This window comes from Streptomyces sp. NPDC046876, from assembly GCF_040645035.1.
Lineage (GTDB): Bacteria > Actinomycetota > Actinomycetes > Streptomycetales > Streptomycetaceae > Streptomyces.
This window is the reverse complement of the sequence record NZ_JBEYXK010000004.1, coordinates 1-15,231: the sequence shown is the minus strand read 5'-3', so window position 1 is coordinate 15,231 and position 15,231 is coordinate 1. Positions and strand designations below refer to the sequence as shown.

The following is a 15,231-nucleotide window of genomic DNA, read 5'->3' as shown; positions in this document are numbered from 1 at the left end:
GCCGACGGCGGCGGGAAGCCCCCGCGGCCGTTTCTCAGGAAATTCACAGACAGGCACAAGAACGCTCTCAGAGGCGGCCGCCAGCGTGGTCGCATGACTGCGACGACCACCTCCCATGCGTCCACGTCCACCGCAACCCCCGCCGCCCTCGTCCGGCCCGACGGCGGGCCCTGCCGCGTGCTCGTCGTCGACGACGAGGCACCGCTGTCCGAGCTGCTGTCCATGGCCCTGCGCTACGAGGGCTGCGAGGTGCGCAGCGCGGGCGACGGGGCCGGCGCGGTCCGCGCCGCCCGGGAGTTCCGCCCCGACGTGGTGGTCCTCGACGTCATGCTCCCGGACATGGACGGCCTCGCCGTCCTCGGCCGGCTGCGCCGCGAGATCCCGCAGATCCCGGTCCTGTTCCTGACCGCCAGGGACTCCGTCGAGGACCGCATCGCGGGCCTGACCGCGGGCGGCGACGACTACGTCACCAAGCCGTTCAGCCTGGAGGAGGTCGTGGCCCGGCTGCGCGGCCTGGTCCGCCGCTCCGGCGCGGCGCAGGCCGCCCGCGGAGGCTCCGTCCTGGCCGTCGGCGACCTCCGGCTCGACGAGGACAGCCACGAGGTGTCCCGGGCCGGCCGGGAGATCCACCTGACCGCCACCGAGTTCGAGCTGCTGCGCTACCTGATGCGCAACCCGCGGCGCGTGCTGAGCAAGGCGCAGATCCTGGACCGGGTGTGGTCGTACGACTTCGGCGGCCAGGCCAACGTGGTCGAGCTCTACATCTCCTACCTGCGGCGGAAGCTGGAGAGCGGCCCCGGCCTGCCGTCGATGATCCACACCCGGCGCGGCGCCGGCTACCTGATCAAGCCGGCGGAGTAGTCGTCGTAGTGGCCGCGTCAGCCCTCCGCCCGCCGCGGTTCTCCCGCCTGCGCGACGCCCTCCGCCCCCGCCGCCCCCGGACCCGGCGGGGGCGGCGCCGCCTGCTGCCGCGGCCGGCCCGCCCGTGGTCCCTGCGGGCCCGGCTCGTCGTCTCCGCGGTCTCGCTGATCGCCGTCGTGGGCGCCGCGATCGGGACCGTCACCACCCTGGCGCTGCGCTCGTACCTGGTCGAAAAGCTCGACCAGCAGCTCCGGGTGGCCGTCGACATGGCCACCCCCCGCGGCCCCGGGGCGGGGAAGGCCGGACGCGAAGGACTGTGGTTCGTCAGCGCCCCGGGCACCCCCGTGGGAGCGGCGGGCATCCGGTCGGAGTCGGACGGCACCACCGAGGGCGCCCGCCTCGCCGCCATCGGCGGTCCCGGCCTCGAGACCCGCCGCCCGCTCACCCCGGCCCAGTCCCGCGCCCTGGAGGAGGTCGCCCACCGAGCCTCCGCCGGCCGCGGCCGGCCCGTGCCCGTGGACGTGGAGCTGCCCGGGCTCGGCGCGTACCGGGTCACCGCCTCCCCCGACGGCTCCGTGGCGCTCGGCTACCCGCTCGCCGAGGTCGACTCCATCGTGGGCACGCTGATCGCCGTCGAGGTCTGCGTCACCCTGGCCGGGCTGATCGCGGCCTCCCTCGCCGGCCAGGCCCTGGTCGGTGTCGCCCTGCGCCCGCTGCGCCGGGTCGCGGCCACCGCCACCCGGGTCTCCGAACTGCCCCTGCACAGCGGTGAGCCCGTCCTGCACGAGCGGGTCCCGGACACCGAGGCCGATCCCCGCACCGAGGTCGGCCAGGTCGGCGCCGCGCTCAACCGGATGCTCGGGCACGTCTCCTCCGCCCTCACCGCCCGCCAGCAGAGCGAGATGCGGGTCAGGCAGTTCGTCGCCGACGCCAGCCACGAGCTGCGCACCCCCCTCGCCTCCATCCGCGGGTACGCCGAACTCACCCGCCGCGGACGGGAGGAGCCCGGCCCCGACACCCGGCACGCCCTCGGCCGCATCGAGTCCGAGGCGACCCGGATGACCGGCCTCGTCGAGGACCTGCTGCTGCTCGCCCGGCTCGACGCCGGCCGCCCGCTGTCCCTGGTGGACACCGACCTCGCCCCGCTCGTCGTCGACGCCGTCAGCGACGCCCGCGCCGCCGGCCCCGGCCACCACTGGCGGCTCGAACTTCCCGATGAGCCCGCGCCCGTCCGCGCCGATGCCGCCCGGATCCAGCAGGTGCTGGTCAACCTGCTCGCCAACGCCCGCACCCACACCCCGCCCGGCACCACCGTCACGGCCCGTGTTTCACGTGAAACATCCGCGGTCCGGCTGGCGATCACCGACGACGGCCCGGGCATCCCGCCCGCGCTGCTCCCCCATGTCTTCGAGCGGTTCGCCCGCGGCGACGCCTCCCGCTCCCGGGCCGCGGGCTCCACCGGCCTCGGGCTCGCCATCGTGGAGGCGGTCGTCGGCGCCCACGGGGGACACGTCGGCGTGGAGAGCGCGCCGGGACACACCTGCTTCGACGTGCTACTTCCCCTCGCCCCCGAGACGCCGGGCCCAGCTGCGGTCACGGCTGCGGTCATGGACTCACAGACGGGACACAGCCTCAGCACACAGCGGTGACAGCCCGCCCGGCCAGGCTCGGTCCATGCGAACCGACACCTCCACCGGAGCCCTCCCGGCCCGGGCGCACCTCGCGCCCGTGCCCGGCGAGCCCGTACTCGACGTGGTGATCCCGGTCTTCAACGAGGAGAAGGACCTGGGCCCGTGCGTACGCCGGCTCCACGACCACCTCACCCGCACCTTCCCGTACCCCTTCCGCATCACCATCGCCGACAACGCGAGCACCGACCGGACCACCGAGGTCGCGGCCGGCCTCGCCGCCGCCATCGAGGGCGTACGCAGCACCCGGCTGGAGGAGAAGGGGCGCGGCCGCGCCCTGCGGACCGTCTGGTCCCGGTCCGAGGCGCCCGTCCTCGCGTACATGGACGTCGACCTGTCCACCGACCTCAACGCGGTCCTGCCGCTGGTGGCCCCGCTCATCTCCGGCCACTCCGACCTCGCCATCGGCACCCGCCTGGCCCGCTCCTCGCGCGTGGTGCGCGGCACGAAGCGCGAGTTCATCTCCCGCGCCTACAACCTGCTGCTGCGCTCCTCGCTCTCCGCCCGCTTCAGCGACGCCCAGTGCGGGTTCAAGGCCATCCGCCGGGAGGTTGCCGAGCGGCTGCTGCCCCTGGTGGAGGACACCGGCTGGTTCTTCGACACCGAGATGCTGGTGCTCGCCGAGCGCGCGGGGCTGCGGATCCACGAGGTGCCGGTCGACTGGGTCGACGACCCGGACTCCACCGTCCACCTCGTGCGCACCGCGGTGGAGGACCTCAAGGGCGTCTGGCGGGTGGGCCGGGCCCTGGCCGTCGGCGCGCTGCCGCTCGACCGGCTCGCCCGACCCTTCGGCGACGACCCGCGCGACCGCAGCGCGCTGCCCGGGGTGCCCCGCGGGCTGGCCCGCCAGCTCCTGGGCTTCTGCACCATCGGCGTGCTGTCCACCCTGGCCTACCTCGCCCTGTACTCCCTGTTCCGGCTGGGGGCCGGCCCCCAGCTCGCCAACGCCGCCGCCCTGCTGGTGTCCGCCGTCGCGAACACCGCCGCCAACCGCCGGCTCACCTTCGGCGTACGCGGCCGCGACCGGGCCGTGCGCCACCAGGCCCAGGGGCTCGTCGTGTTCGCCGTCGGGCTGGCCCTGACCAGCGGCTCCCTCGCCGCCCTCGGCGCGGCCACCCCTGCCCCCGCCCACAGCACCGAACTGGCCGTGCTGATCACGGCCAACCTCGCGGCGACCGTGCTGCGGTTCCTGCTCTTCCGCGCCTGGGTCTTCCCCGAACGGCGCACCCCGCTCACCAAGGACGACATGCGATGACCACGGCCGTACCGCCCATGGACTCCCCGTTCCCCGAACGGGCCCCCGCCCCGCACCCCGCCTCCCCGGCGGCGGGCTCCGCCACCGACGCCAACGCCACCGCCGCCGCCGGCGCACGGCGGCCCCGCTGGGAGCGCCCCGCCCTCGCGGCCCTGCTGCTGGCCACCGCCGCCCTGCTGCTGTGGAACCTCAGCGCCTCCGGCTACGCCAACTCCTTCTACTCGGCGGCCGTCCAGGCCGGCAGCGAGAGCTGGAAGGCCTTCTTCTTCGGCTCCTCCGACGCCGGGAACTCCATCACCGTGGACAAGCCGCCGGCCGCCCTGTGGCCGATGGCGCTGTCCGTGCGGCTCTTCGGGCTCGGCAGCTGGCAGATCCTGGTCCCGCAGGCCCTGATGGGGGTCGCCGCCACGGCCGTGCTGTACGCCGCCGTGCGCCGCCACTTCGGCCCGGCCGCCGCCCTGATCAGCGGCGCGGCCTTCGCGCTCACCCCGGTCGCCGCGCTGATGTTCCGCTTCAACAACCCGGACGCGCTGCTGGCCCTGCTGATGACCGTCACCGTGTACTGCGTGCTGCGCGCCCTCGACGGCGCCCACACCAAGTGGCTGGTGTGGGCGGGCGTCGCGATCGGCTTCGCCTTCCTGACGAAGACCCTCCAGGCCTTCCTGATCCTGCCGCCGCTCGCCCTCGTGTACGCCGTCTGCGCGCCGACCCGGCTGCGCCGCCGGCTGGGCCAGCTGGTGCTGGCCGGCGCCGTGGCTGTGGTGGCCGGCGGCTGGTGGGTGGCGATCGTGGAGCTCTGGCCCGCGTCCTCGCGCCCGTACATCGGCGGCTCCCAGACCAACTCCTTCCTGGAGCTGACCCTCGGCTACAACGGCCTCGGGCGCATCAACGGCAACGAGGTCGGCAGCGTCGGCGGCCGGCCCGGCGGCGGCGGCAACGGCGGCGGAGGCGGCGGCTGGGGCGAGACCGGCATCGACCGGCTGTTCTCGGGGAACGTCGGCGGCCAGATCTCCTGGCTGCTCCCGGCCGCCCTGGTCCTGCTGGTCGCCGGCCTGGTGGTCACCTGGCGGGCCCGCCGGGCCGCCGACTCCCTGGAGGGCATGGCCCGTGCGGCCTTCCTGGTGTGGGGCGGCGCGCTGCTGGTCACCGCGCTCGTCTTCAGCTACATGCAGGGCATTTTCCACGAGTACTACACGGTGGCGCTGGCGCCGTTCGTGGCCGCGCTGGTCGGCATGGGCGTGTCCGTGCTGTGGGAGGAGCGGGGCAGCACGGCCGCCGCGCTCACCCTGTCCGGCACCCTGGCCCTGACCGCCTGGTGGTCGTACGTCCTGCTCGGGCGCTCGCCCGGATACCTGCCGTGGCTGCGCTGGACCGTGCTCGCGGCCGGGCTGCTCGCGGCGGCCGGGCTGTTCCTCGGTGCCCGGTTCGGCCGGCGCTTCGGCGGCCGGTTCGCGCTGGGCGCGGCGGCGCTGGGCCTGGGCGCCGCCCTGGCCGGACCGCTGGCGTACTGCCTGACCACGGTGAACTCCGCGAGCGTCGGCTCCATCGTGACGGCCGGTCCGGCGGTCTCCGGCGGCCGGATGGGCGGCGGCGGACGCTTCTTCGCCGGCGGTGAACTCCCGCCGGGCATGAACCCGCAGGGCGGCCTCCCGGGCGGCGCGCAGGGCGGGCCGCAGGGCGGCCTCCCCGGGGCTCCGCAGGGCGGCCCCCGGCAGGGCGGGGCAGGGCAGCAGCAGGGCGGTCGCCAGGCGTGGCCCGGCCGCGGCCAGGCGGGCCAGGCGTTCCCCGGCGGCCCGGGCGGCCGGACCGGTGCGGCCGGCTCCTCCGGGCGGCGCGGCCAGGCCGGCGGCCCCGGCGGCCTGCTGAACGGAACGAAGGTGAGCGCGGAGGCCAAGGCGGCCCTGCGCCAGGACGCGGCCCGGTACACCTGGGCCGCGGCCACCATCGGCGCCCAGAACGCGGCCGGCTACCAACTCGCCTCGGGTGAGCCGGTGATGCCGATCGGCGGCTTCAACGGCAGCGACCCCTCGCCCACGCTCGCGCAGTTCCAGGAGTACGTCCGGGCCGGCAGGATCCACTACTTCATCGGCGGCGAACAGGGTCCGGGCGGCGAAGGGCCGGGCATGCGCGGCCCGGGCGGCAACACCAGCAACGAGATCACCACGTGGGTCACGGCCAACTTCCGTACGGTGACCGTCGGCAGCGCCACCTTCTACGACCTGACCGCCCCCGTGAGCGCCACATCCGCATCGTCCTGAACCTGCCGAAACGCGAGAGGCACCCTCTAGCATCAAGGGGGCGGACCGGGCATTCCGGGCCGACCCCTGGTGCGAGGAGGGTGCCTCCATGGTGACCGCGGCCGATCCCGACAACACCCGGACCAGCGTGTGGCTGGCCGCCGGGCCCGCCGCACCGGCCAGACGCCGCAGCGAGGGCGCCTTCGGACTCGACCGGGAGCGGATCACCAAGGCCACGGTGCGGCTGCTCGACGCCGAGGGGCTCGCCCGGTTCTCGATGCGGCGCCTCGCGGCCGCGCTCGGCGTCACCGCGATGTCCCTCTACTGGTACGTGGACACCAAGCACGACTTGCTCGAACTGGCCCTGGACCGGGCCCTGGGCGAGATCCCGCTCCCGCCCGCCGGACCGGCCCGGGCGGCGGCCGCGGACCGCGGCCGCGAGGGCTGGCCCGGCCGGCTGCGCCTGCTGGCCTGCGGCTACCGCCGCCTGCTGGCCGACCACCCCTGGGTGGCGGCGCTGACGGCCGCCTACCCCAACATCGGCCCGCACGCCCGGGCCTTCGACTCGGCCCTGCAGCGGCTGCTGGACGCCACCGGGCTGGCGGACGCCGGCCGCACCGGCGCCCACCTGGCCGTCTCGCAGTTCCTGCACGGCTGCGGGGCCACGGCCCGGCGGGTGCCCGACGGGGACTTCGGCCTGGCCCTCGACGTCCTGATCGCCGGCATCCAGGCGAAGGCCGCGGTCCCGGAGACCCCGTAGCGGCCGCCCGCGCCGGCCCGGCTCCGCGGCCGCGGCGGACTACTCCTGCGAGGAGGCGGCCGGGGCGTGCACCGCCGGCTTCGACTGCAGCGCGACCTCCTTGATGAACACCACCAGGACGAGCCCGAGGAGCGCCGCGGGGGCGGCGTACAGGAAGACGTCGCCGACGCCGTGCCCGTACGCCGACTCGATCAGCTCGCGCAGCGGTGCCGGCAGCCTGTCGAGGTCGGGGATCCCGCCGCCGGAGGTGCCGCCGTGGCCCAGGGCCGCGGCCTTCGGGCCGAGCGCGGCCAACCCCTCCTTCACGTAGTGGGTGACCCGGTGGGCCATGACCGCGCCGAGCGCCGAGACGCCCATGGCGCCGCCGAGCGAGCGGAAGAAGGTGACGACCGAGCTGGCCGCGCCGAGGTCCTCGGGGGCCACCTGGTTCTGGGTGGCGAGCACCAGGTTCTGCATCATCATGCCGAGGCCGAGCCCGGTCAGCGCCATGTAGAGGGCGGTGTGCCAGTACGGGGTGTCGTACCGCAGGGTGCCCAGCAGTCCGAGGCCGGCCGTGAGCAGGACGCCGCCGGAGACGAGCCAGGCCTTCCACTTACCGGTCTTGGTGATCACCTGACCGGAAACGGTGGAGGAGACGAAGAGCCCCCCGATCATCGGAATCGTGAGGATTCCGGACATCGTGGGGGACTCGCCGCGGGCCAACTGGAAGAACTGGCTGAAAAACACGGTGCCCGAGAACATCGCGACGCCGACGAACAGGGAGGCCGCCGAGGCGAGGGCGATGGTCTTGTTGCGGAACAGGCGCAGCGGGATGATCGGGTCGCTCGCCCGGGACTCGACGAGCAGGAAGAGCAGGCCGAGCACGACGGCGCCGCCGGTCATGGCCAGGGTCGTCCAGGAGATCCAGTCGTAGGAGTCGCCGGCCTGGGTGACCCAGATCAGCAGCAGCGAGACGGCGCCGCTGATCAGGAAGGCGCCGAGCCAGTCGACCTTGACGTCGCGGCGGACGACCGGGAGGCGGAGCGTCTTCTGCAGCACGATCAGGGCGATGACGGCGAACGGGACGCCGACGTAGAAGCACCAGCGCCAGCCGAGCCACTCGGTGTCGGTGATGACGCCGCCGAGCAGCGGGCCGCCGACGGTGCCGACGGCGAAGACCGCGCCGAGGTAGCCGCTGTACCGGCCGCGTTCGCGCGGGGAGATCATGGCGGCCATCACGATCTGGGCGAGGGCCGACAGGCCGCCGACGCCGATGCCCTGGACCACGCGGCAGGCGATGAGCATGCCGGTGTTCTGCGACAGGCCGGCGACGACGGATCCGAGGACGTAGACGACCAGGGCCAGCTGGACCAGCAGCTTCTTGCTGAAGAGGTCGGCCAGCTTGCCCCACAGCGGGGTCGCCGCCGTCATCGACAGCAGGGCGGCGGTGACGACCCAGGTGTACGAGGACTGCGTGCCGCCGAGGTCGCTGATGATCCGGGGGAGGGCGTTGGAGACGATCGTGGACGACAGGATCGCCACGAACATGCCGAGCATCAGCCCGGACAGCGCCTTCATGATCTGCGGGTGGGTCATGGGCGCGTGCGCGGGCGCGTGGTCGGAATAGGTCTGCGACGGGGCGCCTCCCCGCACACCGGAGGGTGTGGTGGTGGTCATGCGGGTCCTTTGTCTTGAAGCTGGAAGCTCGACCGGAGCCGGGCCAGCAGGGTGTTGAGTACGTCGATGTCGTGGGCGGACCAGTCGGCGAGGGCCCGTTCCAGCGCGCCGGTGTGGCGGGCGCCGATCTCGGCCAGGAGCGCCCGGCCGGCGGGGGTGAGCCGCAGGATGCGGCAGCGGCCGTCGCCGGGGTCCGCGTCGCGGGTGATCCAGCCGCGGTCGACGAGGTGCGCGACGTGCCGACTGGTCACGGAGATGTCGATGGCCATGAGGTCGGCGAGCCGGCTGAGCCGCATCTCGCCGTGGCGGTCGAGCAGCGTCATGACGGCGCCCGCAGCGGGCGGGCAGTCCGCGGGGAGGAGGCGGGCGAGGTCGCGCTTGACCGCGCCGATGCCGGTGAGCTGGCGGGCCAGCTCCTCGTGGCGGGTGGGCGGCCGGGCGGCGACCGGGGCCGGTGCGTCCACCCCGTCCACCTTGTCCACCCCGTCCAGCGCGTCTTGGGCGTCTTGGGTGTCTTGGGTGTCCTGCGCGTCCACCGTGCTCGCTGTGGGCACCGAGCTCCCCCCATCTTGTTGCTTAGGGCAACCATAGAAGCGGATGGTTGCTACAGGCAAATGAATCATGGGGGAGAGGCGGTAAAGGAATCGGAAAACCCGCTAGGGTCCTGGCCATGGCTTCGAACCACAACTCCCCGGGCGCTGACGACTCCTACGACCCGGCCGGCAGCACGCAGATGTTCCGCGCCTTCGTCGAGGAGGCCGCCCCGGCCCGCCCGGAGGCCGGAACGCCCGGATCCCGGCGGAAGCAGCCCGAGGGCAACAAGGCGGGCGCCCGGGTCGCCGTCGCGATCGCGCTGGCCGCGATGTTCGGCATCGCCATCTGGATGGTGGTCCTGCGCTAGCGGGCGCCGGAGGGGCCAGCTCCGGAGGGGTCAGCTCCGGAGGGGTCAGCTCCGGAGGGGTCAGCTCCAGGCGGCGGTGACCTTGCGGGTCTCCACGTGCATGCCGAGCGGGACCCGCCAGGATTCGACGCAGACGGTGTAGGTCTGCGACCGCGTCGTGCCGCCGGGCAGTGGCGCCGGGAGGGGCTGGGCCGTGGTGATCGTGGCCCAGTCGATGCCGAGGGCGCCGATGATGTGCGTTTCGAAGGTGGCCGTGCCCGAACGGGCGGCCGTGGTGCCGCTGTTGGTGAACGCCACCGTCACGTGCTCGCACCAGCGGTCGGGAGCGGGGGTACGGGTCGGCGTGCTCAGCGTCAGCTTCGCCGGGGTGGACGGCGGCGGGGGCGTGGTTCCGGTTCCGGTGCCTGAACCCGGGCCGCCGGGTCCGCCGGAGCCTCCGGAGCTGCCCGGGCCGGCGGAGCCGCCGGGTGGTGTGGGTGTGCCCGGGGTGGTGGGGGTGCCGGGTGGGGTGGTGGCTCCGCTGTCCTGCGGGGTGGCCGGGCCTGCCGCCGTGCCGCCGGGCGGGGGCGCCATGGCTGCGCTCCCGGCGGAGCCAGCGGAGGTCTGCGCATCCGGGGTACCGGGCGTCGTACCGGCGGAAGAAGCGGATCCGCCCGTCGCGGACGGGCCGCCGAGCTGCTGGAACTCCACCGGTGCCTGCGGGGCCACGTTGTCGCCGGCGCGCCGCTCGGGGCCGGGGGCCACCGCGCCCGCGGCCGCGTAGCCGCCCGGCGCCGGACCGCCGCAGCCGGTCAGGGACAGGCATGCGGCGGCCGTGCACAGGGGCAGGGTGAGCAGGGCGGCCCTGCGGCGGAGTCCCGTTCGCATCGCCGCAGTGTTGCTGACGCGACGTCAAATGGGAACCCTGTCGCCGGGTCGCCGGACGAGCCGGAGGGGCGGGGCGCCCCGGGGCGCCCCGGGCCGGCGGCCCTATTCGCCGATCAGGCCGACCCGCAGCTGCGCCAGCGTGCGCGTCAGCAGCCGGGAGACGTGCATCTGCGAGATGCCGACCTCCTCGCCGATCTGCGACTGCGTCATGTTGGCGAAAAACCGCAGCATGATGATCTGCCGTTCGCGGGCCGGGAGCTTGGCGAGCAGCGGCTTCAGCGACTCGCGGTACTCGACGCCCTCGAGCGCGCTGTCCTCGTAGCCGAGGCGGTCCGCGAGCGAGCCGTCGCCGCCCTCGTCCTCCGGTGAGGGCGAGTCGAGCGAGGAGGCGGTGTAGGCGTTGCCCACGGCCAGGCCGTCGACCACGTCCTCCTCCGACACCCCGAGCACGGCGGCCAGTTCGGGCACCGTCGGCGAGCGGTCGAGCTTCTGGGCGAGCTCGTCGCTGGCCTTGGTGAGCGCCAGGCGCAGCTCCTGGAGGCGGCGCGGGACGCGCACGGACCAGGAGGTGTCCCTGAAGAAGCGTTTGATCTCGCCCACGACGGTCGGCATGGCGAACGTCGGGAACTCCACCCCGCGTTCGCAGTCGAACCGGTCGATCGCCTTGATCAGGCCGATCGTGCCGACCTGGACGATGTCCTCCATCGGCTCGTTGCGGCTGCGGAAGCGGGCGGCGGCGTACCGCACCAGGGGCAGGTTCAGCTCGATCAGGGTGTCGCGTACGTACGCCCGTTCGGGGCTGTCCGCGTCCAGGGCGGCGAGTCGCTGGAAGAGGGAGCGGGAGAGGGTGCGGGTGTCGATGGCTTCCGAGCGGTCTGGTGCCGCGGGTGCTGTGGGCGCCTCGCTCTTGACGAGCGTGAGCACCTTGGAGCTGCCCTGGTCTTCGGACATGCCACCCCCTTGAGGTCGCGGACGGTCGCGTACGGCGCGTCCGTCGGACGAACGCAGCCTCCACCTGAATACCGGCGTCGGGGCTGCTGCAAACGCGGTTTCTGCAGAATGTCACATGTCGGCAACACGCTGTAGCGCCAAGTCGACATATAACTGCAGCGATAGAGCGGAATCAGCCGGTTCTGTCGGGAAACGCGCCAGGGATCTCCACCCGATCCGGTTACGCCTCGATCCTGTTTGCGGATCGGAGTCGGGCGAAGCTGCGGGCGAGCAGGCGCGACACGTGCATCTGGGAGACGCCGAGCTCCGCGCTGATCTGCGACTGCGTCAGATTGCTGTAGTACCGCAGCAGGAGGATCCGCTGTTCGCGCTCGGGCAGTTGTACGAGGAGATGGCGTACGAGGTCGCGGTGCTCGACCCCGGCCAGCTCGGGGTCCTCGTAGCCGAGCCGGTCCAGCAGCCCGGGCAGGCCGTCGCCCTCCTGGGCGGCCTCCAGGGAGGTCGCGTGGTAGCTGCGCCCCGCCTCGATGCAGGACAGCACCTCCTCCTCGCTGATCCGCAGCCGCTCGGCGATCTCGGGCGTGGTCGGGGTGCGCCCGTGCAGGGTGGTGAGGTCCTCGGTCGCCGCGTTCACCTGGACCCACAGCTCGTGCAGCCGGCGCGGCACGTGCACGGTGCGGACGTTGTCGCGGAAGTACCGCTTGATCTCGCCCACGACGGTCGGCATGGCGAAGGTGGGGAACTGCACGCCGCGGTCCGGGTCGAACCGGTCGATCGCGTTGATCAGGCCGATCGTGCCGACCTGGACCACGTCCTCCATGGGCTCGTTGCGGCTGCGGAAGCGGGCGGCCGCGTAGCGCACGAGCGGGAGGTTGGCCTCGATGAGGGCCCCGCGCACCCGCGCATGCTCGCTGCTGCCCGGCTGGAGGCCCTTCAGCTGGCCGAACAGCACCTGGGTGAGGGCCCGGGTGTCCGCGCCCCGGCTCTGCGGTCTCGGGGCCGCGGGGGGCTCCTCGGGGGAGTCCTGTTGGAGCGGGACGGGAGCGTCCGGCTGGGGCGTGCGCGGGGTGGAGTGCGCGGGCGCGGGCGGGGCGGTTGCGTGTGGCGTGGCTGCGTGTGGGGCGGGTGCATGTGGGGCGGTGTCCTGCCCCGAGCCATGTGGGGGGTCCTGCTGGGGTGGCACCTGAGGCGCAGTACTGGCCGGCACGTCACGCCACCCCTTCATGTCAACTCATCCCACTCATCCGTCAAAAGCGGTCATAGCATCACAAGAGATGTGCACTGTGTGCAAGCACCGTATATCGCCGTGTTGAGGGCAAGTTGGGAATAATGGGGTGTTCTGCATGGAGGCGCCACGAGGGCGGGGAACACAAAACCCCCCACCCGTCGGAGTGGGGGGCCGGTCAGTCCGGAAACCGCATCAGCGAACGGATTCAGCGCACCAGTTCGGTCATGAACGCGCCGATGCCGTGGGCCGCGTCCGAGATGCCCTGGAAGCCTATTCGGACGATGTCGGCCGCCTTTACCGGCTGGGTGATGATCACGAAGAGCACGAACACCACGAGCCCTCCCGTGATCATCTTCTTGGTCTCCATGAGCGGCTTCGGCCTCCCCCAACCGGTCCTGCGAAGTCGGGTGAGTCTAACCGGTCGTGTTCGGACACTCACCGGACCTTTAAGGACCAATGACCCGGACCCACGGGTCCTTCGCCGCTGGGCGCCCGGTCGTGGGCGGCGCAGGATGGAAGCAGCCCTCCGGTTCTGGCAGGAAACCGGAGGGTGAGGGACCGGGCCTCACTGCGGGGTCCGAGCCGCGCTTCCCCCTGACTGCGGCTCGGGCTTGCGGGCTCGTCCTCGTCGGGGGAAGCGGCTCGTCCCTCCGACGGCCGCTTCCCCCGCCCCGCGTGCGAAGGCCCCGACCCGGTCGGGGCCTTCCGCGTGCCCTGCGCCGCCGGGGCGCCCTACTGGATGGCGCCGAGCAGGCCCAGGACGGGCGCCGCCGGGGCGACGACGGGCTCCAGCTGGTTCGGCAGGTTGTTGAGCTGGTCGAGCTGGTTCAGTGCGTTGAGGTTCCGGCCGATGTCCTCGACGGAACGCGGCATCGCGCCCTCCGGCATGCCCGGGGCGGCCTGCGGCAGGTCCGGCAGGGTGATCGGGGCTGCGGGGGCGGCGGACGCGGCGGGTGCGGCGAGGCCCGCGGCGGCCCCCGCGAGGGCGAGGGCGGCGAGCATGCGCTGGGTCTTGGTCATGCCGTGACAACGTCCCCTGCGGGCGGCCGGTCACGCCGGAGGCCGCCTGTGCTCACCGGTGCGGAGTAGACGCGGGGCGGGGCGGGGGCGGCGCGGGCCTGCGGGTGGGCGTCCGGCCGGCCCGGGGGCAGGCCCGAAAACCGCCGAAAGCCCCGACCCTTGCGGGGCGGGGCTTTCGGTCGAAGCGGTAGTGGAGGGATTTGAACCCCCGATGGGTTGCCCCATACTCGCTTTCGAGGCGAGCTCCTTCGGCCACTCGGACACACTACCGAGATGGATCCTAGCCTACGGATCGGCATCTGATGAAATCGGTGGTCCCCGACCGCCTCAGAGGGTGCGGAAGAAGTCCGTCAACTGCTGCGCGCACTCCTCGGCGAGCACGCCGCGGATCACCTCCGGCCGGTGGTTGAGCCGGCGGTCCCGTACGAGGTCCCAGAGCGACCCCGCGGCGCCCGCCTTCTCGTCCGCGGCGCCGTAGACGACCCGTGCCACGCGCGACTGCACGAGCGCGCCCGCGCACATCACGCACGGCTCCAGGGTCACCACGAGGGTGCACCCCGGAAGCCGCCATTCCCCGAGTCGGGCGGCCGCGCGGCGCAGCGCCAGCACCTCGGCGTGTGCCGTCGGGTCGCCCGTGGCCTCCCGCTCGTTGTGCCCGGTGGCGAGGAGCTCCCCGTCCGGGCCCAGCACGACGGCGCCGACCGGCACGTCGCCGGCCGGCACCGCCCGGGCGGCCTCCTGGAGCGCCAGGCGCATGGAGTCCCGCCACGGGTCCCGTACGGGATCGGGGCCGTGCGTGGGGTGGTGCGCGGTGATCACTAGCGGACGGCCTCCAGCACCTCGGTGGCGCCGAGCGAGTCGGCGATCTCCGAGAGGGCGTCCCCGTCGAGGGTCATCAGCTGCTTGTGGCTCACCCCGAGGTCGTCCAGCAGGCGGGGATCGCCGAGCGGGCCGGCCGGCACCCGTTCCGCGCCGCCCGGTCCGGCCTCGTGGTCCGCATCTTCGTCGTCGGCATCGGCGAACGCGGCGATCGACTCCTCCTCGCCGTCCTCCGTGCCGTCCAGGTCCAGTACGTCGAGTTCGTCCTCCTCCTCGTCGCTGCCCAGCAGCTCGTCGGTCAGCATCGAGCCGTAGGAGCTGCGGGCGGCCGCGGAGGCGTTCGAGACGAAGTACCGCGGGTCCTCCTCGCCGTCCACGCGGACGACGCCGAACCAGGCGTCCTCCTGCTCGATGAGGGCGACCACCGTGTCGTCGTCGACAGCGGCGGCACGGGCGAGATCGATCAGATCACTGAGGGACTCGACGTCGTCGAGTTCCATGTCGCTCGCTTCCCACCCGTCTTCGGTGCGCGCGAGCAGTGCGGCGAAGTACACCGTGACTCTCCCACTGGTCATAGGCGTGCCGGTTGGAGGTCCCCCCGGCCGGAGGTGGGGAGGGTTGGAACGGCTGTGCTGCTCGCCGTTTCGTGCCCCGCCCAATCGGCATCGTGGCAGAAACAGCGGCTTTGCGAGAGGTCTTCCGCGCTTGCGTCGTGCCGTGCCGTGTCGCTGCGCGGCCGGAACCGACCCGGCCGGGGGCCTTGTACGGGGCCTGCGGGCCCCGCCCCGCGAACGGTCGGGCCGGGCCCCGTCGCCACCCGTGCGGCCCGGGCCCCTTTGGCGGACCCCCGCCCCTCCGGCTGCGCCGCCGGTGGGGGCGCGGCCCCGCCTGAGCCGGGGGCTGGTCCTGCGCGGCTCCGGCAACCCCAGCCCCGCCGGCGTTTGAGGCGCGGGGGCGGGCGCCCCCGCCCCCCGACCAGCGGCGCGCC

General features: G+C 73.6%; 15 protein-coding genes and 1 tRNA gene. 6 read left to right on the top strand and 10 right to left on the bottom strand.

What is annotated here, in order from left to right; translation table 11 throughout:
* Positions 1-93 precede the first annotated feature (93 nt).
* From ABZ924_RS03770 to ABZ924_RS03750, 5 genes are all read left to right on the top strand, one after another.
* Positions 94-861 (top strand): response regulator transcription factor, encoded by a 768-nt coding sequence (locus tag ABZ924_RS03770; RefSeq protein ID WP_361903565.1) that lies wholly within the window; start codon positions 94-96, stop codon positions 859-861.
* Between the two features lie 101 nt (positions 862-962).
* Entirely contained in the window at positions 963-2,510 is a 1,548-nt protein-coding gene (locus ABZ924_RS03765) for a HAMP domain-containing sensor histidine kinase (protein ID WP_361904048.1), read from the top strand.
* Positions 2,511-2,535: 25 nt separating this feature from the next.
* Positions 2,536-3,804, top strand: a complete 1,269-nt coding sequence (locus ABZ924_RS03760) for a bifunctional glycosyltransferase family 2/GtrA family protein (RefSeq protein WP_361903560.1) — start codon at positions 2,536-2,538, stop codon at positions 3,802-3,804.
* Positions 3,801-6,062: a glycosyltransferase family 39 protein gene (locus ABZ924_RS03755; RefSeq protein WP_361903557.1), complete on the top strand. Its 2,262-nt coding sequence runs from the start codon at positions 3,801-3,803 to the stop codon at positions 6,060-6,062. The genes ABZ924_RS03760 and ABZ924_RS03755 overlap by 4 nt, the downstream gene beginning before the upstream one ends.
* Before the next feature lie 88 nt (positions 6,063-6,150).
* Entirely contained in the window at positions 6,151-6,801 is a 651-nt protein-coding gene (locus ABZ924_RS03750; protein ID WP_361903554.1) for a TetR/AcrR family transcriptional regulator, read from the top strand.
* A 39-nt stretch (positions 6,802-6,840) separates the two neighbouring features.
* Here the strand turns inward: ABZ924_RS03750 and ABZ924_RS03745 are convergent, their stop codons facing one another.
* Positions 6,841-8,457, bottom strand: coding sequence for an MDR family MFS transporter (locus ABZ924_RS03745; protein ID WP_361903551.1), 1,617 nt, complete (start codon positions 8,455-8,457; stop codon positions 6,841-6,843).
* Positions 8,454-8,921 (bottom strand): MarR family transcriptional regulator, encoded by a 468-nt coding sequence (locus ABZ924_RS03740; protein ID WP_361904046.1) that lies wholly within the window; start codon positions 8,919-8,921, stop codon positions 8,454-8,456. The genes ABZ924_RS03745 and ABZ924_RS03740 overlap by 4 nt, the downstream gene beginning before the upstream one ends.
* A gap of 206 nt (positions 8,922-9,127) precedes the next feature.
* Between ABZ924_RS03740 and ABZ924_RS03735 the strand changes: the two genes are divergently transcribed.
* On the top strand, positions 9,128-9,358 hold the full coding sequence (locus tag ABZ924_RS03735; protein ID WP_361903548.1) for a hypothetical protein: 231 nt from the start codon (positions 9,128-9,130) through the stop codon (positions 9,356-9,358).
* Between the two features lie 60 nt (positions 9,359-9,418).
* Here the strand turns inward: ABZ924_RS03735 and ABZ924_RS03730 are convergent, their stop codons facing one another.
* The 8 genes from ABZ924_RS03730 to ABZ924_RS03695 all read right to left on the bottom strand — a co-directional run bounded on the left by ABZ924_RS03730 (position 9,419) and on the right by ABZ924_RS03695 (position 14,797).
* On the bottom strand, positions 9,419-10,225 hold the full coding sequence (locus ABZ924_RS03730) for a hypothetical protein (RefSeq protein ID WP_361903545.1): 807 nt from the start codon (positions 10,223-10,225) through the stop codon (positions 9,419-9,421).
* A gap of 102 nt (positions 10,226-10,327) precedes the next feature.
* Positions 10,328-11,176 carry an RNA polymerase sigma factor SigF gene (locus ABZ924_RS03725; protein ID WP_361903542.1) on the bottom strand — a complete coding sequence of 283 codons (849 nt, stop codon included), beginning with the start codon at positions 11,174-11,176 and terminating at the stop codon, positions 10,328-10,330.
* Positions 11,177-11,396: 220 nt separating this feature from the next.
* Positions 11,397-12,383 carry an RNA polymerase sigma factor SigF gene (locus ABZ924_RS03720; protein WP_361903539.1) on the bottom strand — a complete coding sequence of 329 codons (987 nt, stop codon included), beginning with the start codon at positions 12,381-12,383 and terminating at the stop codon, positions 11,397-11,399.
* 226 nt (positions 12,384-12,609) lie between these two features.
* Positions 12,610-12,771 carry a hypothetical protein gene (locus ABZ924_RS03715; protein ID WP_361903536.1) on the bottom strand — a complete coding sequence of 54 codons (162 nt, stop codon included), beginning with the start codon at positions 12,769-12,771 and terminating at the stop codon, positions 12,610-12,612.
* A 365-nt stretch (positions 12,772-13,136) separates the two neighbouring features.
* Positions 13,137-13,424: a hypothetical protein gene (locus tag ABZ924_RS03710; protein WP_361903533.1), complete on the bottom strand. Its 288-nt coding sequence runs from the start codon at positions 13,422-13,424 to the stop codon at positions 13,137-13,139.
* 185 nt (positions 13,425-13,609) lie between these two features.
* Positions 13,610-13,694, bottom strand: a tRNA-Ser gene (locus tag ABZ924_RS03705).
* 57 nt (positions 13,695-13,751) lie between these two features.
* The gene (tadA, locus tag ABZ924_RS03700) at positions 13,752-14,180 is read right to left on the bottom strand and encodes a tRNA adenosine(34) deaminase TadA (protein WP_361904044.1); all 429 of its coding nucleotides are present in this window, start codon (positions 14,178-14,180) and stop codon (positions 13,752-13,754) included.
* 62 nt (positions 14,181-14,242) lie between these two features.
* A complete protein-coding gene (locus ABZ924_RS03695) occupies positions 14,243-14,797 on the bottom strand; it encodes a hypothetical protein (protein ID WP_361904041.1) in 555 nt (184 codons plus the stop codon).
* Between the last annotated feature and the right edge of the window lie 434 nt (positions 14,798-15,231).

Coding starts and splice junctions, on each gene's coding strand:
- ABZ924_RS03770 (WP_361903565.1), top strand. CDS start 94: ATGACTGCGACGACCACCTCCCATGCGTCCACGTCCACCGCAACCCCC.
- ABZ924_RS03760 (WP_361903560.1), top strand. CDS start 2,536: ATGCGAACCGACACCTCCACCGGAGCCCTCCCGGCCCGGGCGCACCTC.
- ABZ924_RS03755 (WP_361903557.1), top strand. CDS start 3,801: ATGACCACGGCCGTACCGCCCATGGACTCCCCGTTCCCCGAACGGGCC.
- ABZ924_RS03750 (WP_361903554.1), top strand. CDS start 6,151: ATGGTGACCGCGGCCGATCCCGACAACACCCGGACCAGCGTGTGGCTG.
- ABZ924_RS03745 (WP_361903551.1), bottom strand. CDS start 8,457: ATGACCACCACCACACCCTCCGGTGTGCGGGGAGGCGCCCCGTCGCAG.
- ABZ924_RS03735 (WP_361903548.1), top strand. CDS start 9,128: ATGGCTTCGAACCACAACTCCCCGGGCGCTGACGACTCCTACGACCCG.
- ABZ924_RS03730 (WP_361903545.1), bottom strand. CDS start 10,225: ATGCGAACGGGACTCCGCCGCAGGGCCGCCCTGCTCACCCTGCCCCTG.
- ABZ924_RS03725 (WP_361903542.1), bottom strand. CDS start 11,176: ATGTCCGAAGACCAGGGCAGCTCCAAGGTGCTCACGCTCGTCAAGAGC.
- ABZ924_RS03715 (WP_361903536.1), bottom strand. CDS start 12,771: ATGGAGACCAAGAAGATGATCACGGGAGGGCTCGTGGTGTTCGTGCTC.
- ABZ924_RS03710 (WP_361903533.1), bottom strand. CDS start 13,424: ATGACCAAGACCCAGCGCATGCTCGCCGCCCTCGCCCTCGCGGGGGCC.
- tadA (WP_361904044.1), bottom strand. CDS start 14,180: ATGCGCCTGGCGCTCCAGGAGGCCGCCCGGGCGGTGCCGGCCGGCGAC.